The 25840-nt window shown below is 73.4% G+C and carries 25 protein-coding genes; 12 read left to right on the forward strand and 13 right to left on the reverse strand.

What is annotated here, in order from left to right:
• Window positions 1-16: 16 nt before the first annotated feature.
• Complete coding sequence (locus tag ACZ4U1_RS32840; protein WP_467907813.1) at window positions 17-643, reverse strand: TetR/AcrR family transcriptional regulator; 627 nt, start codon at window positions 641-643, stop codon at window positions 17-19.
• A 68-nt stretch (window positions 644-711) separates the two neighbouring features.
• Between ACZ4U1_RS32840 and ACZ4U1_RS32845 the strand changes: the two genes are divergently transcribed.
• A complete protein-coding gene (locus ACZ4U1_RS32845) occupies window positions 712-2232 on the forward strand; it encodes an FAD-dependent monooxygenase (RefSeq protein ID WP_467907929.1) in 1521 nt (506 codons plus the stop codon).
• Between the two features lie 87 nt (window positions 2233-2319).
• Here ACZ4U1_RS32845 and ACZ4U1_RS32850 read toward each other — a convergent pair whose 3' ends face one another.
• Window positions 2320-3753 carry an RNB domain-containing ribonuclease gene (locus ACZ4U1_RS32850; protein WP_467907814.1) on the reverse strand — a complete coding sequence of 478 codons (1434 nt, stop codon included), beginning with the start codon at window positions 3751-3753 and terminating at the stop codon, window positions 2320-2322.
• Between the two features lie 74 nt (window positions 3754-3827).
• On the opposite strand from ACZ4U1_RS32850, the gene yaaA reads away from it, so the two are divergent.
• Together yaaA and ACZ4U1_RS32860 are read left to right on the forward strand one after the other, a co-directional pair.
• On the forward strand, window positions 3828-4610 hold the full coding sequence (yaaA, locus tag ACZ4U1_RS32855) for a peroxide stress protein YaaA (RefSeq protein WP_467907815.1): 783 nt from the start codon (window positions 3828-3830) through the stop codon (window positions 4608-4610).
• Between the two features lie 75 nt (window positions 4611-4685).
• On the forward strand, window positions 4686-5366 hold the full coding sequence (locus ACZ4U1_RS32860; protein ID WP_467907816.1) for a bifunctional 4-hydroxy-2-oxoglutarate aldolase/2-dehydro-3-deoxy-phosphogluconate aldolase: 681 nt from the start codon (window positions 4686-4688) through the stop codon (window positions 5364-5366).
• A gap of 98 nt (window positions 5367-5464) precedes the next feature.
• Here the strand turns inward: ACZ4U1_RS32860 and ACZ4U1_RS32865 are convergent, their stop codons facing one another.
• The 3 genes from ACZ4U1_RS32865 to ACZ4U1_RS32875 all read right to left on the reverse strand — a co-directional run bounded on the left by ACZ4U1_RS32865 (window position 5465) and on the right by ACZ4U1_RS32875 (window position 8418).
• On the reverse strand, window positions 5465-6802 hold the full coding sequence (locus ACZ4U1_RS32865) for a bifunctional RNase H/acid phosphatase (RefSeq protein ID WP_467907817.1): 1338 nt from the start codon (window positions 6800-6802) through the stop codon (window positions 5465-5467).
• A 21-nt stretch (window positions 6803-6823) separates the two neighbouring features.
• Window positions 6824-7507 (reverse strand): zinc ribbon domain-containing protein, encoded by a 684-nt coding sequence (locus tag ACZ4U1_RS32870; RefSeq protein ID WP_467907930.1) that lies wholly within the window; start codon window positions 7505-7507, stop codon window positions 6824-6826.
• A 74-nt stretch (window positions 7508-7581) separates the two neighbouring features.
• Window positions 7582-8418 (reverse strand): Nif3-like dinuclear metal center hexameric protein, encoded by an 837-nt coding sequence (locus tag ACZ4U1_RS32875; protein WP_467907818.1) that lies wholly within the window; start codon window positions 8416-8418, stop codon window positions 7582-7584.
• Window positions 8419-8605: 187 nt separating this feature from the next.
• Here ACZ4U1_RS32875 and ACZ4U1_RS32880 point away from each other — a divergent pair, with 187 nt between their 5' ends.
• Window positions 8606-9907: a hypothetical protein gene (locus ACZ4U1_RS32880; protein WP_467907819.1), complete on the forward strand. Its 1302-nt coding sequence runs from the start codon at window positions 8606-8608 to the stop codon at window positions 9905-9907.
• Window positions 9908-10003: 96 nt separating this feature from the next.
• Window positions 10004-10162: a hypothetical protein gene (locus ACZ4U1_RS32885; RefSeq protein ID WP_467907820.1), complete on the forward strand. Its 159-nt coding sequence runs from the start codon at window positions 10004-10006 to the stop codon at window positions 10160-10162.
• A gap of 48 nt (window positions 10163-10210) precedes the next feature.
• Here the strand turns inward: ACZ4U1_RS32885 and ACZ4U1_RS32890 are convergent, their stop codons facing one another.
• From ACZ4U1_RS32890 to ACZ4U1_RS32900, 3 genes are all read right to left on the reverse strand, one after another.
• On the reverse strand, window positions 10211-11149 hold the full coding sequence (locus tag ACZ4U1_RS32890) for a 3-oxoacyl-ACP reductase (RefSeq protein ID WP_467907821.1): 939 nt from the start codon (window positions 11147-11149) through the stop codon (window positions 10211-10213).
• 9 nt (window positions 11150-11158) lie between these two features.
• Window positions 11159-12235: a Zn-dependent alcohol dehydrogenase gene (locus ACZ4U1_RS32895; protein ID WP_467907822.1), complete on the reverse strand. Its 1077-nt coding sequence runs from the start codon at window positions 12233-12235 to the stop codon at window positions 11159-11161.
• Between the two features lie 79 nt (window positions 12236-12314).
• Complete coding sequence (locus ACZ4U1_RS32900) at window positions 12315-13172, reverse strand: MaoC/PaaZ C-terminal domain-containing protein (protein ID WP_467907823.1); 858 nt, start codon at window positions 13170-13172, stop codon at window positions 12315-12317.
• Window positions 13173-13472: 300 nt separating this feature from the next.
• Here ACZ4U1_RS32900 and ACZ4U1_RS32905 point away from each other — a divergent pair, with 300 nt between their 5' ends.
• Window positions 13473-14735: a sensor histidine kinase gene (locus ACZ4U1_RS32905; RefSeq protein WP_467907824.1), complete on the forward strand. Its 1263-nt coding sequence runs from the start codon at window positions 13473-13475 to the stop codon at window positions 14733-14735.
• Here the strand turns inward: ACZ4U1_RS32905 and ACZ4U1_RS32910 are convergent.
• Both ACZ4U1_RS32910 and ACZ4U1_RS32915 read right to left on the reverse strand, forming a co-directional pair.
• Window positions 14713-16293 carry an alpha-L-arabinofuranosidase B gene (locus ACZ4U1_RS32910; protein WP_467907825.1) on the reverse strand — a complete coding sequence of 527 codons (1581 nt, stop codon included), beginning with the start codon at window positions 16291-16293 and terminating at the stop codon, window positions 14713-14715. The genes ACZ4U1_RS32905 and ACZ4U1_RS32910 overlap by 23 nt on opposite strands.
• Window positions 16294-16476: 183 nt before the next feature.
• Window positions 16477-17094 carry a TOPRIM nucleotidyl transferase/hydrolase domain-containing protein gene (locus tag ACZ4U1_RS32915; RefSeq protein ID WP_467907826.1) on the reverse strand — a complete coding sequence of 206 codons (618 nt, stop codon included), beginning with the start codon at window positions 17092-17094 and terminating at the stop codon, window positions 16477-16479.
• Window positions 17095-17282: 188 nt separating this feature from the next.
• On the opposite strand from ACZ4U1_RS32915, the gene ACZ4U1_RS32920 reads away from it, so the two are divergent.
• Complete coding sequence (locus ACZ4U1_RS32920) at window positions 17283-17924, forward strand: response regulator (RefSeq protein ID WP_467907827.1); 642 nt, start codon at window positions 17283-17285, stop codon at window positions 17922-17924.
• A 31-nt stretch (window positions 17925-17955) separates the two neighbouring features.
• Here the strand turns inward: ACZ4U1_RS32920 and ACZ4U1_RS32925 are convergent, their stop codons facing one another.
• Window positions 17956-18732 carry a hypothetical protein gene (locus ACZ4U1_RS32925; RefSeq protein ID WP_467907828.1) on the reverse strand — a complete coding sequence of 259 codons (777 nt, stop codon included), beginning with the start codon at window positions 18730-18732 and terminating at the stop codon, window positions 17956-17958.
• Window positions 18732-19271, reverse strand: a complete 540-nt coding sequence (locus ACZ4U1_RS32930) for a SigE family RNA polymerase sigma factor (RefSeq protein WP_467907829.1) — start codon at window positions 19269-19271, stop codon at window positions 18732-18734. Before ACZ4U1_RS32930 ends, ACZ4U1_RS32925 begins: the two co-directional genes overlap by 1 nt.
• 280 nt (window positions 19272-19551) lie before the next feature.
• Here ACZ4U1_RS32930 and ACZ4U1_RS32935 point away from each other — a divergent pair, with 280 nt between their 5' ends.
• The 5 genes from ACZ4U1_RS32935 to ACZ4U1_RS32955 all read left to right on the forward strand — a co-directional run bounded on the left by ACZ4U1_RS32935 (window position 19552) and on the right by ACZ4U1_RS32955 (window position 25081).
• Complete coding sequence (locus ACZ4U1_RS32935) at window positions 19552-21297, forward strand: MFS transporter (RefSeq protein WP_467907830.1); 1746 nt, start codon at window positions 19552-19554, stop codon at window positions 21295-21297.
• Window positions 21298-21397: 100 nt separating this feature from the next.
• On the forward strand, window positions 21398-22048 hold the full coding sequence (locus tag ACZ4U1_RS32940) for a class I SAM-dependent methyltransferase (RefSeq protein WP_467907831.1): 651 nt from the start codon (window positions 21398-21400) through the stop codon (window positions 22046-22048).
• Window positions 22049-22070: 22 nt separating this feature from the next.
• The gene (locus tag ACZ4U1_RS32945) at window positions 22071-23066 is read left to right on the forward strand and encodes an N-acetylmuramoyl-L-alanine amidase (protein WP_467907832.1); all 996 of its coding nucleotides are present in this window, start codon (window positions 22071-22073) and stop codon (window positions 23064-23066) included.
• Window positions 23067-23148: 82 nt separating this feature from the next.
• Window positions 23149-23967 (forward strand): hypothetical protein, encoded by an 819-nt coding sequence (locus tag ACZ4U1_RS32950; RefSeq protein WP_467907833.1) that lies wholly within the window; start codon window positions 23149-23151, stop codon window positions 23965-23967.
• Between the two features lie 106 nt (window positions 23968-24073).
• Window positions 24074-25081 (forward strand): LLM class F420-dependent oxidoreductase, encoded by a 1008-nt coding sequence (locus tag ACZ4U1_RS32955; RefSeq protein WP_467907835.1) that lies wholly within the window; start codon window positions 24074-24076, stop codon window positions 25079-25081.
• Here the strand turns inward: ACZ4U1_RS32955 and ACZ4U1_RS32960 are convergent.
• On the reverse strand, window positions 25078-25680 hold the full coding sequence (locus tag ACZ4U1_RS32960; RefSeq protein WP_467907836.1) for a hypothetical protein: 603 nt from the start codon (window positions 25678-25680) through the stop codon (window positions 25078-25080). The two genes, ACZ4U1_RS32955 and ACZ4U1_RS32960, sit on opposite strands and share 4 nt — an antisense overlap.
• Between the last annotated feature and the right edge of the window lie 160 nt (window positions 25681-25840).

Here is a 25840-nt window from a genome sequence, read left to right on the forward strand (position 1 = left end):
CCCGCCGGGGTCCCGGTCAGCAGGCCACCCCCGCCCGCTCCAGCACCCCGAACGCCGCCTCCAGCCGTCCCCGGTGGTCCCGCGCCACCTCCTCCACCGGATCCCCGGCCAGCAGCCGGCGCACGGACGCGAGGAAGACCGTGCGGTACGCGGCCACCGTCAGTGCCGCCGCCAGCTCGGGGTCGGCCACGCCGGCCTCGCCGAGCGCGTCGGCCAGCGCCCGCTCGACCTCCTCGACGCCCTCGCGGGCGCGGGCGCGCAGGGCGGGCGAGCCGACGACGACCCGCCAGAAGCCGGCGAAGGTCTCCCCGACACCGCCCAGCGGGTGCCGTTCCTCGAGGAGCCGGAGCGCGAGGCGGCGCAGGGCGGTGAGCGGGGGTTCCCCGGGGGCGCGGTCGCGTACGGCGGCGGAGAAGAGGTCGGCGGCCTGCGGGATGCGGTCGAGGAACAGGTCTTCCTTGCGCGGGAAGTAGTTGAAGACCGTCATCGGGGAGACCCCGGCCGCGCGGGCGATCTCGGCGACGGTCACCGCCTCGAAACCCCGCTCGCCGATCAGCACCGTCGCGAGGTCCGAGATGCGCTGCCGGGTCTCGCGCTTCTTGCGCTCCCGGAGGGGGAGTTCCTGATCGCCCGTTGAGTCCATGGGACAACTATAAGGAACAAACTTGTAGCCACTCAAAAGTTTTAGTGGCTACAGTGAGCGGCATGACGATGACCGAGTACGACGTGGTGGTGGCCGGCGCAGGCCCCGTGGGGCTCTTCCTCGCCTGCGAGCTGACCCTGGGCGGGGCGCGGGTGCTGGTCCTGGAGCGGCTGACCGAGGTGGACGAGACGATCAAGGCGGGCTCGATCAACGTGCCGACCGCGGTCGCCCTGTACCGGCGCGGCCTGCTGCCCGAGGTGACGGCGGTGTGGGAGGCGGCCCGGGCCCGGATGAGCGCCTCCGGCCGGTCGGGCAAGCTCCCGCCGAAGTTCGCCGGGCACTTCGCCGGGATCATGCTGGACCCGGACCTGTTCGACGGTTCCGACCCCGTCTGGGCGGACGTCGGCCCCGCCGGCGCCACCGGCCTCGCCGTGCCCCAGGCCGAGCTGGAGCGGATCCTGGCCCGGCGGGCCGGCCGGCTCGGGGTCGAGCTGCGCCGGGGCGTCGAGGTGACCGGCTTCGACGCCGACGACGAGGGGGTGACCGTACACACCGGGGAGGGCAGCGTCCGGGCCGGCTGGCTGGCCGGCTGTGACGGCGGGCGCAGCACGGTCCGCAAGCTCGCCGGGTTCGACTTCCCCGGCACGGACCCGGAGATCACCGGCTACCAGGCGCTCGTGCGGCTGACCGGTGCCGAGCGCCTCGGCCAGGGCTGGCACACCACCGACGTGGGGACGTACGCCCACGGCCCGTTCCCCGGCCGCATCCTCACCGTGGAGTTCGACGGCCCGCCCGCCGACCGCACCGCTCCCGTCACCGCCGGGGAGCTGGAGGCGAGCCTGCGCCGGGTCTCGGGGGTGCCCGAGGTGAGCGTCACCGAGGTGGTCACGGCGACCCGGTTCACCGACACCGCCCGCCAGGCGAGCGCCTACCGCGAGGGCCGGGTCCTGCTCGCGGGCGACGCGGCGCACGTGCACTCGCCGTTCGGCGGGCAGGGGCTCAACCTCGGCATCGGGGACGCGCTGAACCTGGGCTGGAAGCTGGCCGCCGTGGTCCGCGGCCGGGCGCCCGAGTCGCTGCTGGACACCTACACCGCCGAACGGCACCCGATCGGCGCCTGGGTGCTCGACTGGACCCGCGCCCAGATCGCGCTGATGCGTCCCGACCGGCACGCCCGCGCCCTGCGCGCGGTCGTCACCGATCTGGTGCGGACCACCCCCGGCACCACCCATCTGGTCGACCGCATCTCCGGCGTCCGGCAGCGCTACGACCTGCCCGGCGCCCACCCGCTGACCGGCGCATCCGCCCCCGACCTGCCCCTGGCCGACGGCACCCGGCTCGGCGAGCGGCTGCGCTCCGGCCGCGCCCTGCTGCTGGACCTGGCCGACGACGCCGGGCTGCGGGCCCGCGCGGAGGGTTACGGCGACCGGCTGGACGTCGTCACGACCGCCTGCCCGGACCGCCCCGGCCTCAAGGGCCTCCTGGTACGCCCGGACGGCTTCGTGGCCTGGGCCGGCGACGAGCCGGGCGGCGACGGCCTGGCGGAGCCCCTGGAGCACTGGCTCGGCACCCGGCAAGCCGTGGCCTGATCTTGACCCCGACCGAGTGTCACCCGCGGCTCCCGCCGGCCGGGATCAGCGCCGTACACCGACGCCCCCGGCGCCCTCGTCCGGCCCTCACGCCACGGTGAACAGGATCTTCGCCGTGCCCGGGTCGGCCCGCGCGAGCCGGACCCGCAGGCGTTCGCCGAGTGGCAGGTGAGCGCCCTCGACACGGCCGATCACCGCCGGGCGGAGCACCTGGACGGTCCCCACGGTCGGCCGGTGCTCGTCGACGTCCACCACACAGCCGTCGAAGACCTCCCCGACCCGGTCCTTGAGCAGGGCCGCCTCCACGATGTCGACGCACTCCCGCTCGACCGTGCCCGCGCGCCGAGAGCCCTCGGCCATCCGCGGGGGCAGCGCGTCCAGCGCGGCGAGCACCCAGTCGGGCGGGGCCTGCCCGGCCGCGGCGGCGAGGCACAGCTCCGAGGCGTAGCGGTCGGCGAGGCGGCGCAGCGGGGCGGTGCAGTGGGCGTAGGGCGCGGCGACGGCGGCGTGCGTGGTGAGCGCGGGCAGCGCGCCGTCCCGGAAGACGGTGTAACCGGCGCCGCGCAGCAGCGTGGTGCACTCCTGGAGGAAGGCCGCGTGGTGCGGGTCGTGCGGGTTCAGGGTGCGCAGCAGCGCGGCGTACGACACATGGTGCGGCCAGTCGATGTGCAGGGCGGTCGCGGTACGGCGCAGCCGTCCCACGGCGCCGTCCGGGGCCGCCGGGAGGGTGCGCAGGATGCCGGTGCCCTGGGCGAGCATCAGATCGGCGGCGGCCATGCCGGTGAGCAGCGAGAGCTGCGCGTTCCAGCCGTCGGCGGGCAGCGGGGCGCGATAGCGCAGCGCGTAGGCGTGGTCGTACTCGATGATCTCCTGCTCGGGCACGTGCAGGGAGATGCCGCCGCGGTCGGCCTCCAGCCGCTCCCGGGCCTCCCCGACCTCCTCGAGCAGCGCGACCGGCTCCTCGGCCGTCCCGGCGTCGACGTCCCGCTGCACGCCCGCGTAGTCGAGCCGGGCCCGGCTGCGGACCAGGGCCCGCCGCACGTCCACGGCGAGGGTACGGCCCTCCTCGTCCAGGTCGATCGTCCACAGCACGGCCGGCCGGGTCTGGCCGGGCAGCAGGCTGGCGGCGCCCTCGCTGAGCACGGTGGGGTGCAGCGGGATCCGCTCGTCCGGGAAGTACAGGGTGGTCACCCGCCGGTGCGCCTCCGCGTCCAGCGGACCGCCGGGTACCACGAAGGCGGCGACGTCGGCGATGGCGTACCGGACGCGGTAGCCGGTGCCCTGCCGGGAGAGGTGGACGGCCTGGTCGAGGTCCGTGGCGCCGGGCGGGTCCAGGGTGAAGAAGGGGACGTCCGTCGCGTCGTCCAGCGGCAGGGCGGGGTCCCTGGCCGCCTGCTCGGCCGCCTGCCGGACCTCCGCGGGGAAGGCCTCCGGGATGCCCAGCTCGGCACGGAGCGCGGCGAGCGCGGCCCGGAGGGGGGCCTCGGGGGCGCCGGTGACGCGGATCTTGCGGCGGGGCATACAGCGAGCGTAGGCCGGGGCCGGGCGGGCGGCACGCCGTACTCTGGCGCGGAGGTCTACGTAAGGAGTACGTGTTGCTGGTCCTGCTGCCGCCCTCCGAAGGAAAGGCGAACCCGGGCGAGGGTGCCCCGCTGGAGCTGGAGTCGCTGTCCCTGCCGGGGCTGACCGCCGCGCGGGAGGCCGTGCTCGGGGAGCTGGTCGAGCTGTGCGCCGGCGACGAGGAGAAGGCGCGCGAGGTGCTCGGGCTGAGCGAGGGGCTGCGCGGCGAGGTCGCGAAGAACGCCGGGCTGCGCACGGCCGGCACCCGCCCCGCCGGGGAGATCTACACCGGTGTGCTCTACGACGCCCTGGGCCTGGCCACGCTGGACGCGGGCGCCCGGCGGCGCGCGGCGGACTCGCTGCTGGTGTTCTCCGGGCTGTGGGGCGCCGTGCGGGTGACGGACCCGATTCCCTCCTACCGCTGCTCGATGGGCGTGAAGCTGCCGGGGCTCGGCGCGCTGGCCGGGCACTGGCGGGCACCGATGGCCCGGGTGCTGCCGGAGGCGGCCGGCGAGGGGCTGGTGCTGGACCTGCGGTCCTCGGCCTACGCGACGGCGTGGAAGCCGAAGGGCGAGGTGGCCGGGCGGACGGCGACGGTACGGGTGCTGCACGCGCCGACCCGGAAGGTCGTCAGCCACTTCAACAAGGCGACGAAGGGCCGCATCGTCCGCAGCCTGCTGACCGCCGGGGCCGCGCCGAAGGATCCCGCCGAGCTGGTGGCGGCGCTGCGGGAGCTGGGGTACGTCGTGGAGGCGGAGGCGCCCGGGAAGGCGGGCAAGGCGTGGGCGCTGGATGTGCTGGTGGACGAGATCCACTGAGACAGATGGACGGAGGGCGTTGCAACATGCGCAATGCTCATTGCGCGTGATGCTGCCGCTGGGCACGATGAGGGCATGACCTCGCCGCTGCCCTCCTCTCCGGCTGCCTCCGTCCTGGACCTCGCCCCCGTCCTGCCCGTGGTCGTGCTCGCCGACGCCGCCGACGCCGTGCCCCTGGCGCGGGCCCTGGTGGCGGGCGGGCTGCCCGCGATCGAGGTGACGCTCAGGACCCCGGCGGCGCTGGAGGCGCTGCGCGCCATCGCCGACGAGGTGCCGGAGGCGGTGGTCGGCGCGGGCACGGTGGTCACCCCGGAGCAGGTGGAGGCGTGTACGGCGGCCGGGGCGCGGTTCCTGGTCAGTCCCGGGTGGACAAAGGCGCTGCTGGCGGCGATGCGCGCGTCCGGGGTGCCGTTCCTGCCCGGGGTGTCGACCACCTCGGAGGTGGTCGCGCTGCTGGAACGCGGGGTGCGGGAGATGAAGTTCTTCCCCGCGCAGGCGGCGGGCGGCACGGCGTATCTGCGGTCGCTGGCCGGGCCGTTGCCGCAGGCCCGGTTCTGTCCGACCGGCGGGATCGGGCCGGAGACCGCGCCGGAGTACCTCTCCCTGCCCAACGTCGGCTGTGTCGGCGGGAGTTGGATGGTCCCGGCGGAGGCGGTGGCCGCCGGGGACTGGGACCGCATCGAGGGGCTGGCCCGGGCGGCGGCCGGTCTGGGACCTTCCGGCGGGCGCAGGGGCGCGGGCGGGACGTGTCGCTGAAGAGCCGTACGCTCGCGCCGCCGTCCGCGTAGGAGGCCACCGCCCACCGAAAACCCCGGCCGCAACGCGGAACCGGCGCGGGCCACGGCCCGGCCGGGTCAGGGGCGCAGGTGGGACGTGTCGTTGAAGAGCCGCACGCTCGCGTTGCCGTCCGCGTAGTAGGCCACCGCCGACAGGGAGGCCGCCGAGAGCTCCATCCGGAACAGCGACGTGGGCGGGGCGCCGAGGGCGAGGCGGACGAGGGTCTTGATCGGGGTGACGTGCGTGACCAGCAGGACCGTACGGCCCGCGTACGCCGCGACCAGCTTGTCCCGCGTGGCGGCGATCCGGGTGGCCGTCTCGGCGAAGCTCTCGCCGCCGCCGGTGGGGTGGGCCTCCGGGTCGGCGAGCCAGGCGTTCAGGTCGTCCGGGTAGCGCTCACGGACCTCGCCGAAGGTCAGGCCCTCCCAGGCGCCGAAGTCCGTCTCCCGCAGGCCGCCTTCGACCGTCACGTCCAGGCCCAGGCGGGCGGCGACGATCTCCGCGGTCTCGCGGGTCCGGGCGAGAGGGGAGGCCACGATCGCCTGGATCGTGCCGCGCCTGGCGAGTGCCTCCGCGACTCGGTGAGCCTGCTCGCGGCCGGCGGCGGAGAGGGAGGGGTCGGTGCCGCCGCTCCCGGAGAAGCGCTTCTGGGGGGTGAGGGGGGTTTCGCCGTGCCGGAGCAGGACGAGGGTGGCGGGAGCGCCGAGGTCCGGGGCGGCGCTCCAGCCGGGGGCGCTGGAGAGCTGCTGCTCGCTGGGGGCCGTCAGGCGCTGCTCGCCGGCGGGCGCCGCTGCGGCGGCCTCCGTCTCGCGTACCGCTTCCGCCTCGACGTCGTCCTCGGCCGGAGCGGCCACCGGCTTCACCTGACCGGCCGGCCGGCCCTCCGCCAGCGCCGCGCGGGCCTTCGCCGCGCCCGCCGCCGCGTCCCCGGGCGGGCCCGACGGCTCGGGGACGGCGGGCGGTGTGTCCAGGGCCGCCCTGGACTCGGACGGGGACCACTGCCGGCCCTTCGCGCCCGCGTCCATCGCCTCGTTGGCCAGGCGGTCGGCGTGTTTGTTCTGCTCCCGCGGGATCCACTCGTAGGTGACCTGGTCCGGCGCGAACACGGAGCGGGCCTCGGTCGCCAGGGGCTTCATCGCGGGGTGTTTGATCTTCCAGCGGCCCGACATCTGCTCGACGACGAGCTTGGAGTCCATGCGGACGTGCACCGTCGCCGTGGCGTCGAGGGCGTGGGCGGCGCGCAGGCCGGCCAGGAGACCGCGGTACTCGGCGACGTTGTTCGTGGCGACGCCGATGTACTCGGCCGCCTCCGCCAGTGTCTGGCCCGTCGCCACGTCACGGACCACGGCCCCGTAGCCCGCGGGCCCGGGGTTGCCCCGCGACCCGCCGTCGGCCTCGACGATGAACTCCCGCACGCCCAGAGCCCCCAACGTCCCCTACAGACCCGACTCGGCCGTACGCACCAGGATGCGGCGGCAGTTCTCGCAGCGGACCACCGTGTCCGGCGCCGCCGAGCGGATCTCGTTCAGCTCGGTGATGGCCAGTTCCTGCCGGCAGCCCTGGCAGGTGCGGGCGTACAGCTTGGCCGCGCCGATCCCGCCCTGCTGCGCGCGCAGCTTGTCGTAGAGCTTCAGCAGGTCCGCGGGGACGGACGCCGCCACGACCTCGCGCTCCTTGGTGACCGAGGCGACCTCGGTGTCGATCTGCTCGAACGCCGCGTCCCGCCGACCGGTCGCGTCGTCGATCTTCGACTGGACGGAGCCGACCCGCTCGGTCAGCTCGTTCACCCGCTCCTGCGCGGCCTCGCGGCGCTCCATGACCTCCAGGACGACGTCCTCCAGGTCGCCCTGCCGCTTGGCGAGGGAGGCGATCTCGTGCTGGAGGTTGGACAGGTCCTTCGGCGAGGAGACCGCGCCGGAGTCCAGGCGCTGCTGGTCGCGGGCGGCGCGCTGGCGCACCTGGTCGACGTCCTGCTCGGCCTTGGTCTGCTCGCGGGCGCAGTCGCTCTCCTCGGTCTGCGCGGCCACGAGCAGGTCGCGCAGCTGCGTGAGGTCCTTCGTCAGCGACTCGATCTCGGCGTGCTCCGGCAGGGACCTCCGCTTGTGCGCGAGCTGCTGCAGGCGGACGTCGAGGTCCTGGACGTCGAGGAGTCGGATCTGGTCGGCGGGCGCGGCGTTCAGTTGGGGGCTCCTGTTTAGCTAGAGGTGGTGGACGCCGCGTGGGCGGTCCAGGGGTCGGTGACCGTCTTGGACACGTGGACGCGGAGGTCCCAGCCGTGGCGGTCGGAGATCTCGTCGAGCTGGCTCGCGGCCAGCTCGCACCAGGGCCACTCGGTGGCCCAGTGCGCCGCGTCGAGCAGCGCGAGGGGGCTGTGGGCCACCGCCTCGGAGGCCGGGTGGTGGCGCAGGTCGGCGGTGAGGAAGGCGTCGACGCCGGCCGCGCGGACCTGGTCGAAGAGGCTGTCGCCGGAGCCGCCGCTGACGGCGACCGTGCGGACGACGGCCTCGGGGTCGCCGGCCACCCGGATGCCCTGCGCGGTGGCGGGCAGCCGCTCGGCGGCGCGGGCGGCCAGCTCGCGGACGGTGAGCGGGTGGTCGAGTTCGCAGACGCGGCCGAGGCCCCGGCAGCCGTGCGGGTCGGCCGGGTCCGGCACGAGGGGGCGTACGACCCGCAGGTCGAGGGCTCCGGCGAGGGCGTCGGAGACACCCGGGTCGGCGGTGTCGGCGTTGGTGTGGGCGACGTGCAGCGCGATGTCGTTCTTGATCAGCGTGTGCACGACCCGGCCCTTGAAGTGCGTGGCCGCGACCGTGGTCGTACCGCGCAGATAGAGCGGGTGGTGGGTGACCAGCAGGTCGGCGCCGAGTTTCACGGCCTCGTCGACGATCTCCTGCACGGGGTCGACGGCGAACAGCACCCGGGTGACCTCCTGGCCGGGGTCGCCCACCACCGTGCCGACCGCGTCCCAGGACTCGGCCCACTCGGCGGGCCACAGGTTCTCCAGCGCGGCGATGACTTCAGACAGACGGGGCACGGCCCAAGGCTACCTGGCTGTTCGGCGGGGCTGTACCGCATGCGTCCGGTCTGACCCCGGTCAGCACACACGCCCCGGTTTCCTCAGGCGAATCGGTTCTGCACCACCCGTACGTGTGAAGCCGCAGATGGCCGCTCCCCCGCCTGTGCGTGCGAAAACTAGCTTCGTCGCCGGAGGTGACCGAACGATGACGGCCTGTGCGATCGAATCCCCGTCCACGGAGGGAGCCGACGGCGTGCCGGAGGCGGGGTGTGTGATCACGGCGGACGGCGCGTACGCCGCCCGGCTCGCGCGGGACGGTGACTCCTGGTTCCCGGAGCGCTGGACCCTGGACGGCCCGGAGCCGTACGCCGTACCGCTGCCCGGCAACCAGCCCGAGGAGCCCGGCACCGAGGTGCAGCCGATGGGTGACGGGCGGGTGCTGATCCACCGGCTGGTGGCCGGGCGGCACGCCTTCTCGCTGCTGTACCCGACCGGTCCCGGCACCGGCGAGCTGCCGCTGGGCGCGGTGGAGTGCCCGGAGCCCGGTACCCGGCTCACCCTGCTGCCGCCGGCGCCGGGGGGCGTCCGGGCGTACGCGCTCGCGGTCGGGCCGCGCTGCAGCGTGGTGTGGCTGGTGGCGGGCGGGGCGTTCGGACCCGAGCGGCTCGCCGAGGTGCCGGGGCGCTGCTCGGGCGGGGTCTGGCTGGACGGCGCCGGGCGGATGCTGGCGCTCGACCGGGAGCTGGGCGGGCGCACCAAGACGGTCGTGGTGGACCTGGAGCGCGGGGAGGTCTCGCCGCTGCTGCAGATCGCGGACGGCAGCGACGACCGGCTGCTGCTGGCCGACCCGGACAGCGGCCTGCTGCTGATCTCCTCCGACGCACCCTCCCCCGGGCAGGAACGATTGGGCTGGGGAGTGCTCGGCAGCACCCTGCCGGTGCGGTTCCCGGAGTGCCTGCGGGTGACGGAGTGCGCGGTGACCCCGTTCGCGATCCAGCCCGGGCAGGTGCTGATGCCGGAGAACTGCGCCGTGGGCCTCAGGATCGACGGCGCGTTCGGCACCTGGGTGGGCACCTGGCGGCCGGCCGAACGCCGGGTCCGCCACCTCGCGGCACCCGAGGGCTGGCTGGCGGGGGCCGGGGTGTGGACGCGGGACGGGGTGCTGCGGCTGCCGTACGCCACGGAGACGACGCCGTGCGGGGTGTCGGCCGTGTCTGATGTGTCACCCGTGGCTGATGTGTCACTCGTGGCTGACGTGTCGCCCGTGGCTGACGTGCCGGTGTCCGAGGTGACCGCCGTGTCTGATGTGACGGCGGCGACGGAACCGGATCGTCCGGTGGCGGACGCGGATCCTCCGGTGGCGGTAACGGATCCGGCGGCGGCCGAAGCGGATCCGGCGCTGGTGGAACCCGACCTTCCGCCGGTGGAACCGGAGCCTCCGGTGCCGGTGATGACCCGTCCCGTGCCGTTGCAGCAGGCCCCTCTGGGACGTCTTGTAACGAACTAGTGGCGGTTGGCGTGTGCGCCTGGATTCGCACCGTGGTGCGCCGGTTACACTCGCCCGGCTGTACGAAAGATCATGTTGACGGGGTGAATACGTCCGATGAGCGACACCAGCACGACTGAGCAGCTGTCTGCCGACTCTTACGAGACCGCCGGCCACGGTCGGCACCGGGGCCCGGTCGCGGCCCACGAGAGTGAGTCGACTCCGCACGGCCGGCACCGCAAGCCGGTCCAGGAGAAGGCGGAGGCGGCTGCCTGACGGCAGTGAAGAAGAGGGGGCGTTCGCTCGGCGAGCGCCCCCTTCGCCTTACCCCCGCCTGAGCCCCAGCACCTCCGCCGCCGCGAACGTCTCCCCCTCCGGCCGGCCGGCGTAGTACGGGGTGAGCAGCGCGTCGAGTTCGTCGTAGCTGAAGGTCTCCTGCTTGCTGTCGAACTTGGCCTGCACGCGCGGCCGTTCGAGTACGGCCACCATGCCGCCGTGCACGACGAGCAGCTGGCCGTTGATCCCGGCGGCGGCCGGCGAGGCCAGGTAGCCGACGAGCGGGGCGACGTGCGCGGGGGCCAGCGGGTCCAGGCCCTCCTCCGGTTCGCGCAGGCCCGCGAAGACGTCCTCGGTCATCCGGGTCCGGGCGCGCGGGCAGATGGCGTTGGCCGTGACGCCGTACTTGCCGAGGGCGAGGGCGGTGGAGGTGGTCAGGCCGACGATCCCGCCTTTCGCCGCCGCGTAGTTGGGCTGGCCCGCGGAGCCGGCCACGAAGGCCTCCGAGGAGGTGTTGACGATCCGCCCGTACACCGCCGCGCCGGCCGCCTTGGACCGCTCCCGCCAGTGCGCGGCGGCGAAGTGGGTGGTGTTGAAATGTCCCTTGAGGTGGACCCGGATCACGGAGTCCCACTCGTCCTCCGTCATGGAGAAGACCATGCGGTCGCGCAGGATGCCGGCGTTGTTGACGAGGATGTCCAGCTTGCCGAACTCCTCGACCGCCAGCCGGACCAGCTCGCCGGCCTGCCGGAAGTCGGCGACGTCTCCGGTGTGCGGTACGGCGGTGCCGCCGGCCGTACGGATCTCCTCGGCGACCTGCCCGGCCGGGCCCGCCGACGCCGCGCCGGAGCCGTCCCGGCCGGGTTGCCCGTAGTCGTTGACGACGACGGCCGCGCCGAGCCGGGCGAGTTCCAGGGCCTCGGCCCGGCCGAGCCCGCGCCCGGCGCCGGTGACGATCGCGGAGAGCCCCTCGAGTGGCAGTGACATGCGCCGTCCTCAGATCTCGATGCAGGTGCGCAGGGCGGTCCCGGTGCGCATCTGGTCCAGCGCCTCGTTGATCTCCGTGAGCGGCACCCGGTGGGTGATCAGGCCCGCCAGGTCGACGCGGCCGGCCCGCCACAGGGCGATCGTGCGCTGGTAGGAGCGCAGGACGTCGCCGCCGCCGTACATGGAGGGCAGGATGCGTTTCTCGTCGAAGAACAGCTCGAACATGTTGAGCTGGAGGAAGTCGTCCATGGCGCCGGCACCGACCACGACGAGGGTGCCGCCGCGCCGGGTGTTCTCGTAGGCGGTGCGGGCGGTGGCGGACCTGCCGACGACCTCGAAGACGTAGTCGAAGCCCTCGCCGCCGGTGACCTGCTGCTTGGCGTCGGCCAGCTCCTCCGGCGAAACCGCCCTGGTCGCGCCGAACTTCAGGGCGGACTCGCGCCGGGAGGCGACCGGGTCGACGGCGACGATCTCGGCGGCGCCCTTCAGCCGCGCCCCCTGTACGGCGGAGATGCCGACGCCTCCGCACCCGATGACGGCGACCGACGAACCGGCCGCCACGTCGGCGGTGTTGAGGGCGGCGCCGAGCCCGGTGGTCACCCCGCAGCCGATGAGGGCGGCGATGTCGAAGGGCACGTCCTCCGGGATGGGCACGGCGCAGCCGGCGTCGACCACGACCTCCTCGGCGAAGGTGCCGGTGCCCGCGAAGCCGAACAGGTCGCCGCCGGAGCGCCGGAAGTTGGGGGTGCCCGCGTTCATGAACCCGGCCAGGCAGAGCTGGGTCTGCCCGCGCCGGCAGGCCGGACAGGCGCCGCAGGCCGGCAGCCAGCACAGCACGACCCGGTCCCCGGGCTTCAGGTGCCGTACGCCGTCCCCCACCTCCAGGATCTCCCCGGCGCCCTCGTGACCGGGCACGAAGGGGGCGGGCTGGGGCAGCACCCCGCTCATCGCGGACAGGTCGGAGTGGCACAGCCCGGTGGCGCGCACCCGGACCCTGACCTTGCCGGGACCGAAGCCCACCGCCTCGACGTCGTCGAGGACCTCCAGTTTTTCCTGGCCGATCTCGTGCAGTACGGCTGCGCGCATGGTGCGGCTCCCCTCGCGGTCTGTCACTCGCGGTCTGTCACCCGCGGTCTGTCACCCGCGGTCTGTCACTCGCGGTCTCTCAGGAGTGCTGGACGACGGTGTCGGCGAGGACCGGCGCGTCGTCCCGTTCGACGGCGCTCACGGCGACCCGCGCGGAGGCTTCCGAGGCCCACATGCGGATCCGCAGGGTCTCCCCCGGGTACACGACCCCGGCGAACCGCGTGGTGTACGACCGCACCCGGCTCACGTCCCCGCCGAGCAGGGTGTCCACGACCGCCTTGAGCGTGACGCCGTAGGTGCACAGGCCGTGCAGGATGGGGCGTTCGAAGCCGGCGGGCTTGGCGAACTCGGGGTCGGCGTGCAGGGGGTTCCAGTCGCCGGACAGGCGGTAGAGCAGCGCCTGGTCCTCGCGCAGGCGCCGCTCGACGACCCGGTCCGGCTCCCCGGTGGGCGGCTCCGGCCGGGCGGACGGCCCCCGGTCGCCGCCCCAGCCGCCCTCTCCCCGTACGAAGATCTGCGCGTCGTTGGTCCACAACGGGCCGTCGGTGTCGGCGACTTCCGTGCGCAGGACGAGGATGGCGGCCTTGCCCTTGTCGTACACGGCGGCGATACGGCTGATGGCGGTGGCGGTGCCCTCGACCGGGATGGGGCGGTGCAGGGTGAGCGTCTGACCGCCGTGCAGGACCTTGGCCAGGTCGACGTCGACGCCCGGCATGGACAGTCCGCTGATCACCCCGGGCGAGCCGGCGCCCGCGACGGTGGCGAAGCTCGGCAGGACGTGCAGCCGGGTCTCCAGGGTGTAGCGCAGCTCGTCGGGGTCGGTGGCGGGGACGCCCGCGCCGATGCCGAGGTGGTAGAGCAGGACGTCCTTGCGCGTCCAGGAGATCTCTCCCGACCGGGGTTCGGCGGCGAGTGCCTGGGCTGCGTCGATGGGCATGGGGCTCCTGACGGGTCTCAAGACCTCGGTGCGGACGTCCGCACCGTCGGCCGCACCGAGGTCGTCCACGTGCGGACCTAGAACGCGTTCCAGTCCGGCGCCCTCTGTATAGCCGAGCGCTCCGCAGTTGTGAAGGCTCCTGACGCTGCGTCAGCTCGGCAGTGACATTTGTACCGTCCGACTCCGTACATGCCTCCCTGCCGGGGCCGGGCCCGGTTCCGTACCGTTCGATTCGTACGCTGTGCTGCCCCGCCGTGACCGGGCGGGGACACACGAACGGTTCGAACGGGGGACACCGAGATGACGTGGTGGCGGAGACTGCGCTGCCGGACGGCCGCCTGGCAGTCGGAACGGCTGGCCTGGCGGGCGCAGATGCGGCGCTCCGAGGCGGCCAGGCACAGCGGTGCGGACTCCGCCGCCGCCGACCATCCGGGCCCGCCGCCCACCGGCTTCGCCCTGCTGCCCTGGCTGCTGATGGGCATGGGCTCCTTCTCCAACCTGCTCCAGGGCCGGACCCCGGACCCGTGGATCGGCGGTCTGGGCCTGCTGGCCTTCAACTCCCTCTACATCTACGTCACCTTCCGCGCCTTCGACCGGGCCAGGCGGGAGTCGGCGTCCACCCGGGTGGCGCTGGGCCTGATGGGCCTGCTGACCACGGGCCTGGCCCTCGGCTACGGCGGCAGCTGGCTGATGTTCTTCCCACTGCTGGGCCTGGCCACCGGCGCCGTCCTGCGCGGGCCGTGGCTCGGCCGCACCGGCATCCTGCTGGCGGTGTACGCCGGTGCCGTCACCGCCGTCCAGGACGGCTGGGAGGACGCGACCAGCATCGGCTACGGCACCTTCATCTCCGCCATGGTGACCGCCGCGATCCTCAGCCTGTCCGAGGCGGTGCGGGAACTGCGGGCCGCCCGCGAGGAGCTGGCCCGGAGCGCGGTGGAGCAGGAGCGGCTGCGGTTCTCCCGGGATCTGCACGATCTGCTCGGGCACACGCTGTCGGTGGTCGTGGTGAAGTCGGAGGCGGCCCGCCGGCTGGCCCCGCGTGATCTGGACGCGGCGCTGGCACAGATCTCGGACATCGAGTCGGTGGGCCGGCAGGCGCTCACCGAGATCCGGGAGGCGGTGACCGGCTACCGGGAGGGCAGCCTGGCCACCGAACTGACCCGGGCCCGGTCGGCGCTGTCCGCGGCGAGCGTGCGGGCGGTGGTCCGCCAGTCCGGGGCGCCGCTCGACCCGCAGACCGAGGCGCTGCTCGGCTGGGTGGTGCGGGAAGCGGTCACCAACGTCGTCCGGCACAGCGGCGCGAGCCGCTGCGAGATCACCGTGACGGGGGCGGCCGAACGGGTCCGGCTGACGGTCACGGACAACGGCACGGGCACCGGCACCTTCACCGGCGGGGGTGTGGGCGGTACCGGGCTGAAGGGGCTGGCCGAGCGCCTCGCGGCGGCGGGCGGCTCCCTCACGGCCGGCCCGGCACCGCGCGGCGGCTTCACGGTCACCGCCGACCTCCCGGCCGGCGGTGACGGACCGGTGCCGTCGGCGGCTACGGCGCCCAGGGCGCTGTGACCGCCCAGCTGACGTCGTCCGTCCAGGACGTGGCGCTGTCGAAGGCGTTGCTTCCGCCGTTGCTCGCTATGTAGAGGGTGTGGTCGTAGTGGCGCAGATACCTCGTCGGGTAGTTGTACGAGGCGAACGACGTGCCGGTGCCGCTCTTGTCGGTCCCCGGGCAGAAGGTGGCGTCGGCCCGGAACCGGGCGGTGCCGTCCATCGGCTGCCGGTAGACCCGGTAGTCGTAGTGGCGCAGGAAGTCACCGGGGTAGTTCCGGGACTCGAAGGAAACGCAGGAGCTGTCGGCGAGCCCGCGGCGGACGATCCAGGTGGCGTCGTTCTTGTCCAGGGACGAACTGCTCGACGTCACCGTGGAGATGGCGGCAGCGTCGTTCTGGTGGCGGACGTAGCCGCTGGTGCAGCAGGAGGTCGTGGCGCGCAGGGAGATCTCCGAGCCGGGGGTCAGCGTGCCGGTGCTGCCGGTCGGGCCGCCGTAGCCGACGGAGACGATGCCGGCCTGGACCGCGTCGTCGGCGGCGTCGGTCGGGATGCCGGCGGTCATCGCGCCCTCGAAGAAGGAGCCGATGGAACCGTTGCTGTTGTCACCGCCGGTGCCGAGGACGATCGCGCCCTCCTGGTGCATCGGCGCGTACCCGCCCGCGGTCGGCTCGCCCCCGGAATAGGTGGTCGTCAGCCCGCCCGACCGGGCGTTTCCGTATTTCAGCGCGAAATGGTTCTGGCCGTTGTTCTTGAGCAGCGCGGTGACGAAAGGAAGCGGTCCGGCCCCGGTGTTGGCGGTGTTCTTGCTGTAGCCGGCGTCGGACTGGAACAGCCCGTTCTCCAGGTCGGCCTGCACCCACGGCCCCTGCCCGTAGCAGGGTGAGAACCAGCACTCGGTACCGAAGTTGATGGCGTCCATGTGGCCGTTGCCGGTGTCCATGTTGTTGGTCTCGGCGTTGCCGTAGTCGAAGCAGCAGCGGTTGTTGACGTGCGTGCCCGAGGTCACCATGTACATCCCCTCGGCCTGCCCGTTCACGGCCACGCCCGAGGTGGAGTTGTCCCGGTAGCCCATGCCGGCGGAGATCTCCAGGCCGTAGACCTGGTGGCCGCCGGCGGTCACCGGCAGGGCGTCCGCGGGCGCCCCCACATCGGCGGCCCCGGCCCCGCCGGCGCCCTCGATCGTGAGGTCGTTGTGGCGCGGGGACTGGTCGTAGATCTCGGTGGTGATGCAGGTCGTGCCGGAACAGAAGGAGTCCTGGGCGGCGGCGTCGGCGTACCCGCCGGCGGACAGCAGACCGATGTTCGTCTTCGCCCCGTCCTTGGCGCGCTGCACCTGGTACAGCGGCCCGTTGTACGACGCGTAGAGCGCCCGGACCAGGCTGTGCGCGGCGACGCAGGGCGTACCGGCGGCGGCGTAGAGGTCGCAGGGCAGCGAACTCGCGGCGGCGGCCGGGGGCGCTCCGGCGCCGAGGAACAGCGCGGCGAGGGTGGCGCAGACGGCGAGGAAGGAGAGGAGTGCGCGGGGGGTTCGGCGTGCGCGAAGGGTTCGGCGTGCGCGGGGGGTTCTCAACAGCACGGTGCACCTCGGGTTCGTCGTGGGGCGAGGCCTGCCATCGTCCGATATCCCGAACAACGTTCGACCGACATACCGAACTCATTCACCTGCGAAATGGGGCGGGAACGGCGAGAAACGCAGGGGTGATTGTTTGGGGCCCGCCGAGCACCGTCAACCCCCGCCGCAACGGACCATGCCGAGTCTTTACAGGCCGGCCAGCAGCCCGTCGAGCGGAGCGGGGACGCGGTCGGGGTCGAGCGCCTCGACGAGGACGCGGCCGTAACGGATCTTCCGCCCCTTCTTCGTGCCGAGGAAGCGCCGCACCTGCTGCTCCGCGGGACGGCCCTGCTGCGCGGGCTGGCGCAGGAACGTCCGCAGGGCCCGCAGATCACCCTCCGCCCGGACCAGCTCCTCCACCCGGGGCACACCCAGCGCGCGGATCAGCTCGTCCTCCAGGTCCGCCGCACAGACGAAGAACCCGTGCGGTGCCGCACCGGCCCGCTCCCAGCCACGGGCGTAGTAACCGCGCTCCCTCTCGTCACACAGCCCCGTGAGCCGCAGCCCCAGTCCGGACGGCCCGAGGAGGCTCGCGAAGCGACCGACGTTCATCGCCCCGCCCATCGGCAGCACGCAGACCCCTTCGGCCGCCAGGTCCCGGCCACGGCCCTCGGCCAGCGCATCCACCGCCGCGGCATCGCTCAACCCTTCGAGCAGCACGACCACGCGGACGGACAGCCGCCCGGCCAGCTCCCGCGCGGGATCCCCGGAGCCACCGCCCGCCCACGCGGTGACCGCCTCCCGGAACGCCCCCATGTCAGCCATGGGACCGAGTCTCCGCCCTTTCCGGCCACCACGGTAGGGAATTACGGCCCGGCGCCGAACCATCTCTCCCGGCAGGACAGTTGCCGCACCTCCGTGCCGGCCCACAGGTGCCGGTGTCCTGGTGGACGCGACAGCGGAACCCCGGCGCAACCCCCGCCCCCGCAGCACCCCCGCCGTACGCTGGCCCCATGAACGAGATGCCCCGGGACCACCGGCCCGCGAAGTGCATCCGGGTGCTGCTCGCCGAGGACCAGGGCATGATGCGTGGCGCTCTCGCCCTGCTGCTCGGCATGGAGAAGGACATCGAGGTCGTGGCCCAGCTGGGCGCGGGGAACGGCATCGTGGACGCCGTGCTCATGCACCGGCCGGACGTGGCCCTGCTGGACATCGAACTTCCGGGCATGAGCGGGCTGGACGCGGCGGCCGAGCTGAGGGACCAGGCGCCCGACTGCCGGGTGCTGATCCTCACCACCTTCGGCCGGCCGGGCTATCTGCGCCGGGCCATGGAGGCCGGAGCGGCGGGCTTCCTCGTCAAGGACGGGCCGGTGGAGGAACTGGCGGCGGCGATCCGGCGGGTGCTCACCGGGGAGACCGTGGTCGATCCGGCGCTGGCCGCCGCCGCGCTCAGCGCCGGACCCAATCCGCTGACGGCCCGCGAGTGCGAGGTGCTGCAGGCGTCGGTGGACGGGGCGACCGTCGCCGACATCGCCGGCAAGCTGCACCTGTCCGAGTCGACCGTCCGCAACTACCTCTCCTCCGCGATCGGCAAGACCGGCACCCGCAACCGGGCCGAGGCGGTGCGGGAGGCCCGGCAGCAGGGCTGGCTCTGAGCCGGGCCGGCCGCACCGGCACGCCCCCGGATCACTGGATCACCTCCGCCGTCTCGTTGCTCCGCCCCTCCGGCCCCAGGCACACGAACCATTTCACCGGTGACCCCGCGGCCTCCCCGGGCAGCTCCACCCTGCTCATGCCGCCCTGCCAGGTGCACTTGACCTGCTGGGCGGTCCTGGCGACCCGGCCCACCACGAGGCGGTCGGGGCCGGTGGTGCCCGGCTCCGCCATCGGCAGCGCGGCGAACACGATGTCCCGGCCCGCCATGCGCTCCCACTTCTCGACGGTGTCGAAGAGGAGCACTCTGGGGCGGGCCTCGTCGCCCAGGTAGAGGCTCGCGTAGTAGGACGTCCGGCCCACGAGGGTGGCGCGCTCGGGCCGTGCCCCGGTCCCGATACCGAAGTCCTTCATCGCCGCCAGCTGTCTGGACGCCTCCGCGTCGTCCCGCGGCGCCCCCCATACCGACAGCTCCACCCGCCACGGCCGGCCCTGGTCGACCCCGCTCGCCAGCCGGGTGCGCTGCGGCCGGTACACATGCCGCGACTCCGGCGAGGACGGTGCGGCCACGCTCGCCTTCCGGTCGGCCCCGCCGGGCAGCCCGGCGAAGGCCAGCGTGGCCCCCGTGGATCCCGCCAGCACCAGGGCCGTGGCCGCCGCCACCGCCCAGCGCCGCGCCTTGCGGCGCCGGCCGCCGCGGATGACGGCCTGGACCGGGGCTATACCGATCTCGACCTCGTCCGCCGCGTCCGCGAGCAGGAGGGCGATGTCCGTCTGTGTCATGTCGTGGTTCTCCCGGTCCGCGCTCATCACTTCCGCCCTCCGTGCGTCACCATGTCGGCCAGTCCCGGTATGGCGCGGAGTTTCGCGATCCCCTTGGCCGCGTTGCTCTTCACCGTGCCGACCGAGCAGCCCATCGCCTCCGCCGCCTGTGTCTCCGTCAGGTCCTCCCAGTAGCGCAGCACGACCGCCTCCCGCTGCCGGGCGGGCAGTTGCGCGAGCGCCGTGAGCAGGGCACTGCGGTCGTCGGCCTGGGCGATCCGGTCGCCGGTGTCGGCCACCTCGCGCACCAGGCCGGAGTCGTCCTTCGGCGCCAGGAACTCCCTGAGCCTCCGTCGGTGTCTGCGCGCGTGCGCGTTGATCATCACGCGCCGTACGTACGCCTCCGGGTCGTCCGCGCCGCCGACCCGGCGCCAGGCCACATAGACCTGTTCGAGCGTCGACTGGACCAGGTCCTCGGCGGCGTGCTGCTCCCCCGTGAGGAGAAATGCCGTACGCATCAACCGCGGCCAGCGGCCGACCACGAAGCTCTGGAACTCCTCGTTCCGAGTCTGCTTCCCGTCCCCCATGGGCACCTCCTAGATGTCTAAAGGAGTCCATGGGCCGCCCGGACCGTTGCCCCGTCCCGTCCGCAGAACCCGAAGATTTTTCCGGCCCGGCCCGGCTCGGCCAGGACAGGCCAGGAGAGGACAGGCCAGGCCAGAGTCCCCCACGTCGCCGACAGCCCGTGACACCCGGTCAGAAACCCATGAATCGGTCAAGAATTCGTTAGAGGCCCGAAGCAACGGAATAGTTGCCTGTGCATACGAGGTTTACCCGGCACTTATGACACGCGGAAGGCCTCACCCCATGCCAGACACGACGACCGACCAGCCCACCCCGAGAGCGGGCGGCGCCGTGGTCCCCGTGCTCGCGTTCGCGGGCATCGTGGTCGCGGTGATGCAGACGCTGCTCGTGCCGGTCATCAAGGACCTGCCGCAGCTCCTGGACACCGCCCCCAGCAACGCCACCTGGGTACTCACCTCGACGCTGCTGTCCGGCGCCGTCGCCACCCCCATCATGGGCCGGCTCGGCGACCTCTACGGCAAGCGCCGCATGCTGATCCTCAGCCTCACCGTGATGGTGGTCGGTGCCCTGGTCAGCGCGGTCACCAGCCAGCTGCTCCTCATGATCGTGGGCCGTACCCTGCAGGGCTTCGCCATGGGCGCGATCCCGCTCGGCATCGGCCTGATGCGCGGCATGCTGCCCCGCGAGAAGCTCGGCTCGGCCATGGCCCTGATGAGCTCCTCGATCGGCGTCGGCGGCGGCCTCGCGCTGCCCGCCGCCGCCCTGGTCGCGCAGCACGCGGACTGGCACGCCCTGTTCTACGGCGCCGCCGGCCTCGGCGCGCTCGCCATCGTCCTCACCCTCCTGGCCGTACCGGAGTCCCCGATGCGCGCCGAGGGCTCCTTCGACCTGCTCGGCGCGCTGGGCCTGTCCACCGGCCTGGTGCTGCTCCTGCTGCCCATCACCAAGGGCAGCGACTGGGGCTGGTCGTCGGGTACGACGCTCGGCCTGTTCGCCGGGTCCGTCGCCGTCCTCGTGCTGTGGGGCCTGTACGAGCTGCGCGTCGCGGCACCCCTGGTCGACCTGCGCACCACCGCACGCCCGGCCGTCCTCTTCACCAACCTCGCGTCGATCATGGTCGGCGTCGCGTTCTACGTCGTCTCGCTCGTCCTGCCGCAGCTCCTCCAGCTGCCGGAGGCGACCGGCTACGGCCTCGGCCGGTCCATGGTCGTCGCCGGCCTGTGCGTGGCCCCGCTGGGCCTGACGATGATGTTCACGGCACCGGTCTACGCCCGTCTGTCCGCCCGCTACGGCCCCAAGGTCACCCTGATCATCGGTCTGCTGGTCATCGCGATCGGCTACGGCGGCGGCCTCGGCCTGATGGACGCGGCCTGGCAGACGGTCGTCACGTCCGTGGTCCTCGGCGCCGGCATCGGCCTCGCCTACTCCTCGCTCCCCGCGCTGATCGTCGGCGCGGTCCCGGCCTCGGAGACCGGCGCGGCCAACGGTCTGAACACCCTGATGCGGTCCATCGGTACGTCGGTGTCCAGCGCCGTCATCGGCATGGTGCTGGCCAACACCGCGAACGACGTGGGCGGCGTCGAGATCCCGACCATGCACGGCTTCCGGGTCTCCTTCCTCATCGCCACCGCCGCGGTGGCCGTGGGCCTGCTGCTGGCGCTCTTCCTGCCGAAGGCCTCGCGGCCGGGCCCGCGGCACACGCAGCTGCGGGCGAGCAGCGAGGAGGACGCCAACCTGGAGCGGGCCGAGGAGGTGCTGCGGGGGTTCCGGGGGCGGGTCCTGGACGCCGGCGGCGCGCCCGTCGCCCGGGCCAAGGTCACCCTGATCGACCGCCGGGGGCGGCAGGCCGGTGCGACCGTCTCCGACGAGGACGGCACGTATGCGCTTGCCGTGCCGGCGCGGGGGGCGTACGTACTGGCCGCGCGGGCCTCCGGCCACGGGCCGTCGGCCTCATCGGCCAGCCATTCCGGTGAGGAGCGGGCCGTCGATCTGGATCTTTCGCTGCCGGGCGAGACCGTGAACGCCTGACGGGCTGCCCCGGCCCCGCTGTACGCACCCCCTGTCACCCAGGTGACCGGGGGTGCGGCAGCATGGGCGCTCTGATTGCCGTACGACCGAAAGGCGCCCCATGCCCGCCGCTCCCCAGCCCGAGATCCTGGCCGCGTTCGAGGCGGCGAAGGGGTTCATGCCCGTCGACGAGGGGCTCGCCCTCTACGACGCCGCCGTCACCGCCGGCCGGCTCGGGCTGCCGGTGCTGGAGGTCGGGACCTACTGCGGGCGCTCCACGATCCTGCTGGCCGACGCGGCCCGCACGGCCGGGGTCACCGCGCTGACCGTCGACCACCACCGGGGCAGCGAGGAGCAGCAGCCCGGCTGGGACTACCACGACCCGGAGACGGTCGACCCCGAGATCGGCCTGATGGACACGCTCCCCACCTTCCGGCGCACGCTGCACAAGGCGGGCCTGGAGGAGCACGTCGTCGCCCTCGTGGGCCGCTCCCCGCAGATCGCGGCCATCTGGAACTCCCCGCTCGCCTTCGTCTTCATCGACGGCGGCCACACCGACGAGCACGCCGGCGCCGACTACGAGGGCTGGGCGCCGCACGTGGCCGAGGGCGGGCTGCTGGTGATCCACGACGTCTTCCCCCATCCGGAGGACGAGTTCACGGGCCAGGCGCCGTACCGGGTGTACCTGCGGGCCCTTGCTTCCGGGGCGTTCACGGAGGTCTCGGCGACCGGCTCGCTGCGTGTCCTGCGGCGAACGGGAGCGGGGATCTGAGGCCGCGGTTAGAGTCGCAGACGTGTCGTACACAGGACCGGACTTCGATCCCCCGCAGCAGCGTCGGCCCCGCCGCGGCCCGCTGACCGTGGCGCTCGCCGCGCTGGTGCCCGGTGCGCTGCTCGGCTGGCTGGTGTACGAGGCGGTGGGCGGCGGCGGTTCGGATGCCGAGGTCCGTACGGCGTCCCCCGCGCCGGCCTCCAGCGCCTCCTCGTCCTCCGCGCCGGGCGCCTCCTCGTCCGCTTCCCCGGACCACTCCCCGGACGCCTCCCGGGACGCCTCCCCCGGTGACGACGGCAAGGTGTCCGGTTCGCCCTCCGCCCGGCCGGGCGGCTCCGGCCCGCTGAAGGGAAAGGTCGTCGTCATCGACCCCGGGCACAACCCGGGCAACTTCCGGCACACGGCCGAGATCGACCGCCAGGTGGACATCGGCACCAACCGCAAGGAGTGCGACACCACCGGGACGTCCACCAACGGCGGTTACACCGAGGCGGAGTTCAGCCTGGACGTCGCCCACCGGCTGCGCACGCTCCTGGAGCAGCAGGGCGCGACCGTGAAGCTGACCCGCGACGGGGACAGCCCGGCCTGGGGGCCGTGCGTGGACGAGCGGGCCCGGATCGGCAACACCGCGCGCGCGGACGCGGCGATCTCGATCCACGCCGACGGCTCGGCCCCCGGCAACCGCGGCTTCCACGTCATCCTGCCGGGATCGGTGCACGCCGGTGCCGCCGACACCCGTCCCATCGTCGGCCCGTCCCACGACCTCGGGGTGCGCATCGCGGGCAACTTCCTCCGCGAGACCGGCGAGCCGCCCTCCAACTACCTGGGCGAAGGTACCGGTCTCGTCACGCGTACGGACCTGGGCGGTCTCAATCTGTCAACGGTTCCCAAGGTGTTCATCGAGTGCGGCAACATGCGCGATAGCAAGGACGCGGCACTGCTGACCAGCGGAGCCTGGCGGCAGAAGGCGGCGCAAGGAATCTCTGAGGGAATCGTGAGTTTCCTGCGTCGGTCCTGACGGCGGGCGGAACCGGCCGGACAGCCGGATCTTGCGGACGGTAGTGTCTACCGACGACGAGACGACCTACGAAGGACCTGAAGTGAATATCCGCTCCCTCACTAGAGGCGACGGCGTGGTGATCGGAGCAGCGGTGGTGCTGTTCATCGCGTCGTTCCTCGACACGTTCGACAGCGACGGCAGCGACATCCCCAACGCCTGGGACAACCTCGGCCTGGTGATGAGCATGTATGTCGGCGGCATCGTCGGCGCGGTCCTGATCGTCGTCGCCCGTGCCCTTCCGCAACCGCGCAAGGTCGCCGGCCTCGACCTGGGCCAGGTCGGCGTCGCCTTCACGCTCCTGGCTGCGTGGACGTCGTTCTGGACGATCATCGACCCGCTGGGCGCCCTGGACGAGAACGAGCTGTTCAAGGTCGATGCCGGCTCCGGACTCATCCTGGGCCTCATCGCCGCTCTGGTGCTGGCCGCGGGGGCCATCGCCACGCCGCTCGTGCCCGCCCTCCAGGCCCCCCTGGTGCCGGCCGCCAAGCCGGTCGCCCCGCAGCCCTACGGCGCGCAGCCGCCCGGTGGTTACGGCTACCCGGGTGCCCAGCCGCAGCAGCCGTACGGCGCGCAGCCGCAGCCGGGCCAGCCGTTCGGCCAGCAGCCGCCGGCCGCCCAGGCCCCCGCTCCGGGTGCGCCGGCGGCGCAGGCTCCGGCCGCGGACTTCTCGCCGTTCTGGTTCGCCGTGCCGGTGGCCCGTCCGCTGTTCGCGGAGGACGGCTCGCCGACGCCGATCGCCGAACTGGCGCCGGGTACCTGGTACCTGGCGGTCGAGCAGCGCGGTGCCGCGCTGGTCGCGCAGACCCAGGACGGCCGCCGTGGCGTGCTCCAGGACACCTCGGGCATCCAGCGCGGCTGAGCCGTACCGCCGTACCGCACCGGCCCCTCGCCCTTCCGGGCGGGGGGCCGTTGTCGTACAGTCGCCTGCACCGCTGATATCTGACAATGCGTCAGGAGGCAGGTGTATGCGGCTCGGTCTCGCACTCGGGTACTGGGGACGCGGTCCGGACGCCGGTCATGTGCCGCTCGCCCGGGAGGCGGAGCGGCTCGGCTACGACTCGGTGTGGACGGCGGAGTCCTGGGGCTCGGACGCCTTCACCCCGCTGACCTGGATCGCCGCGCAGACCTCAAGGATCGGGCTGGGTACGGCGGTTGCCCAGATGGCCGCCCGGTCACCGGCCGCCACCGCGATGCACGCGCTCACCCTGGACCACCTCTCCGGCGGGCGGGTGCTGCTCGGGCTCGGGCTCTCCGGGCCGCAGGTGGTGGAGGGCTGGTACGGCCGTCCGTTCCCGAAGTCGCCGCTGACCGCGACCCGGGAGTACGTGGACGTCGTACGGCAGGTGCTGCGACGGGAGGCGCCGGTGGAGGTGGACGGGCGGTTCCATCCCCTCCCCTACCGGGGCCCGGACGGCACCGGTCTCGGCAAACCGCTCAAGCCGATCACCCACCCGCTGCGCGATCTCCCCGTCCTCCTGGGCGCCGAAGGCCCGCGGATGGTCGCCCAGACGGCCCGGATCGCCGACGGCTGGCTGCCGCTGTACTGGGCCCCGAGCAGGCCCGAGGTGTACGGGGACGTGGTGCGGGAGTTGCCCGAGGGCTTCCTGGTGGCGCCGATGGCCCGGGTGAAGGTGTGCGACGACGTGACCGAGGGGCTGCTGCCCGTGAAGGCCATGCTCGGTTTCTACATCGGCGGGATGGGGCACGCGGCCCGCAACTTCCACGCCGACCTGATGGCCCGCATGGGTTACGAGGCCGAGGCGCGGCGGATCCAGGAGCTGTTCCTCGCCGGGCGCCGGGAGGAGGCCGTGCTGGCCGTGCCGGACGCCTTCGCCGACGAGATCTCCCTGGTCGGCCCGCGCGAACGCATCGCCGAGCGGCTGGAGTTGTGGCGCGAGGGCCCGGTGACGGACCTGCTGGCCCTGTCACCGGACCCGCACAGCCTGCGGGTGCTGGCCGAGCTGAACTCCTAGCCCTTGGACAGCTGGGAGGCGGAGGGCACCTGCTCCTTGACCGGGGCGCCGGCGCTGTGCCCCGCGTCCTTGACCTGACCGATGACGTCGTCGAACGAACTCGCCGCGTTCTCGTCGCCCTTGCGGAGCTTGGACGGCAGGTTCTTCAGGGCGTCGATGCCGGCGCCGAGCGGTGCGAGGGCCTTGGACAGGGTCGGGTCGCCCTGGGCGTTGCGCTGGGCCGCCTTGAGCCGGTTGTAGGCGAAGGCGCCGGCGAGGCCGGCCTTGACCAGGGCCACCCTGCGGCCCTTGGCGCCCTTCTTGAACGTGCCGGCCTTCCAGGGCTTCACGATCCACTGGTAGACCGCGCCGGCGGCGAGGCCCGCGTTCGCCACGAAGCGGGTCTTGGCGAACTTCTGGCGTTGCGCGGAGGTGGTCGGGCTGGGCGTGTCGGCGGCGGCCTCGGCCCGGGCGGCCGCGGTGTCGTTCGCAGTGCTCGTCGTGCTGCTCTTCGTGCTGGTCTTCGCGCTGCTCGTCTCGCTGCCGCAGGCCGTGGCTCCGGCCACCAGCGCACAGCACAGGGTGAGCGCCACGACGAGGCGCCGTATCGGTACGGGCACGAGGTCCTCCGGGCGTGTCCTCCCCGAGCGGTCTGCTTCCTCCGGCAGCCTCACCCGGGCCGGCCGGATGCGCCACCCGGGCGACGCCGTCCGGGTGGCGCGTCCGGGCTCCACCCGGGTCCCCTCGGGGTCCGGTCCGGGTCGCGTCCGGGTTTCACGG

It is taken from the genome of Streptomyces sp. NPDC028928 (assembly GCF_055564915.1).